The organism is Bacillus sp. AFS015802 (assembly GCF_002561455.1).
In the GTDB taxonomy this organism is placed as follows: domain Bacteria; phylum Bacillota; class Bacilli; order Bacillales; family Bacillaceae_B; genus Rossellomorea.
Window position 1 is genome coordinate 1 of the sequence record NZ_NTUP01000069.1, and the last position, 2,487, is coordinate 2,487.

Sequence of the window (2,487 nt, forward strand, 5' to 3'; positions counted from 1 at the left end):
TTGTAGACGTCAAGTTGAATTTTACACTTTTTGCTCGTTTTCTTTTTACACTTCTGCTGAAAAAATGCTCTTTCGGTTTTTCATCCGATGACTTTCCTCATTCTCTCCACCATGTATGACTTCCACACGATGAAGTAAACGATCCAAAATAGCTGTCGTAATCCCTTGATCCCCAATTAGATTACCCCATTCATCTGGACTTTTATTTGAAGTAAGAATGATTGAACTTCGTTCATATAAGTGATTAATTAGATGAAAAAATAAGTTTGCTTCTCTCTGATCCATCGCCATGTACATTAAATCATCGATGATCACAAGATCGGCATTTCTAATTCGTTTGAGTTGAACTTTAGATTTATTCAGGTATTCTTCTGTCTTTAAAAGTTGTACTAGTTCACCCATTGTAGCGAAGTAAACATTGAATCCTTTATAAACGGCTTCAAGTCCCAGCCCAATTGCGATATATGTTTTCCCAATGCCAGGGGGACCTAAGAGAATCAAATTATACTGTTGCTCTAACCAGCTTAATTCTCTAAGTTGAGAAAGCTGGCGGGCTGTTAGAACGTTTTGACCTTTAAGTTCAAACTCATCTAATGACTTCACGAAAGGGAAGCGTGCCCATTTCATTCTTTTTTCAAGGCTCTTTGCTTCACGTTTTGCTAATTCATATCGTGTGATAGATTCTAAGAACTCCAAGTAAGTCCATGATGTTTTTTCAGCTTCGCGAAGAAGCTGTGGTAGCTCCTCCGCCGTCTCTGATAAACGTAACTGTCGAAATTGATCTTGTAATTCATGCACCGTCTTGTTCATTATCCTCGACCTCCCAAAATGCTAGTATACGCGTTTAAAGAACGGGTAGAAGCCTTAATAGGAGGATGTTTTGCTGGATTGGCATAAAAGGATTGTACCTCTTTAACTGGTTCATCACGCAAATTATCAAGGTGATGAGCGATATCCCGAAAGTCATTTGCATTGTATATTTTTTCTGTCGTGCACTTGGCCAACACAGTATCTATTAATGATGGATACTGTTGAATCACCTTGTAAATGATCGCAAATTGGTCTCGACGATACCTTGGGTATCTCTGACTGATCTCATCAAAATACAAAGCTGCCCGAGTCTGATCTTCAAAGTAAGAGATAAGACGTTGCTTAAGCTCTTCAATCCCCTTTGAACGATCGCGAGTATGGTGACGGTTTTGAATGAGTTTTCCTTTTTCTGAACTAATAATATGTTCGGTGATGATTTCACCACTTGCTTCTTTGCGTATCACAAGAGTTTGTTGGTCTTCGTTTGTCACTTCAATCCATACTATATTTTCCGTCATTGTTTGATAAGTCCCTAGTGGTACAGAATAACGGTTAGACTTATAACGGATCGTGTTGTCCTTGCTTACAGTTCTTGTTATACTTTGTTTATTGGTACTTTCATATGAAAGTAACGAAGAGACTGGCTGTAAGTGTTGCTTTTCGAGGAGAAACACTTCTGCTGGTCTTTTTTTCGTTGTCTGGTGAACCTGATGGTTCCCTGTACGTTGAAGCCACTGTAATGCTCGATCATTCCAATCTTCTATGTCTCTAAAAACTCGACTGTCTGCGAAATTCCCTTTTATGTATTTCACTACATTTTCAATCATGCCTTTAGATTCCGGATCAGCTCTCCTGCACAAGTGAACTTTGAATTGACGCTCATTCACATAGTTTTGAAATTCTTCTGTTAAAAGTAGCTGACCTGCATTTTCACTCACAGCGATTAAGTGGTCCTGATCGTAGACAATTTCATTTGTACGTCCACCGTAGAATTGGAATGCATTTTCATGACATCTGATCGCATCTCTTGTAGTAAACGGACGTGCCTGCCATTCCATATATTTATGTCTAGAATGAGCGAGTACAAAGGCTATAAAGTACAATTTGATTTCTTTTTTGTCTGTCGACTTCTGTTTTGTTTCACCCCAGTCTACCTGAAGTTGTTTGCCCATTGGTTGTTCAGGAACTGCTTCGTATTGGCGGACAATAACCTTTTTCTCAATCTGATAGACTTCACGGATATTTCGAACATAAGTCCTCACAGTACTTCCCCCAACCGAAAGGTCGGGATACCTCTCCAAAAGCCAATCATGAATTTGAGCACTACTCAGGTGAGGATATTCTTCTAGCCAAGCAAGTATCCAGTCTTTATAGTGATCTAACTTTTTCTTCTTCCCCAAGGGCTGTTCAGTGTATGCTCTTGCTTCATCAAATGTCATTTCTAAATACTTGTAGACAGTTGGTCTTGAAATCTTAAGCTCCTTAGCGATTTGTGCCACTTTAAATTTTCTTTTGCGTAGTTCATGAATCTTTACATATAACACTAACTTTTCCTCCAAAAATCCTAACCTCCAGTAAAATAACGTCACTATTTATTTTACTAAAGTAATAGGTTGATTGAGCAAAAGTGTAAAATCTTATCGAGCAAAAACTGTCAACTTTATTCTAGCGTTCACA

At 38.5% G+C, this 2,487-nt stretch carries 2 protein-coding genes; both read right to left on the reverse strand.

Translation table 11 applies throughout. From position 1 onward, the window contains the following. Nucleotides 1–45: 45 nt before the first annotated feature. Nucleotides 46–810, reverse strand: a complete 765-nt coding sequence (gene istB, locus CN378_RS20955; protein ID WP_098354445.1) for an IS21-like element IS643 family helper ATPase IstB — start codon at nt 808–810, stop codon at nt 46–48. Then, on the reverse strand, nt 810–2,354 hold the full coding sequence (gene istA / locus CN378_RS20960) for an IS21 family transposase (RefSeq protein WP_098354446.1): 1,545 nt from the start codon (nt 2,352–2,354) through the stop codon (nt 810–812). The genes istB and istA overlap by 1 nt, the downstream gene beginning before the upstream one ends. Nucleotides 2,355–2,487: the final 133 nt, after the last annotated feature.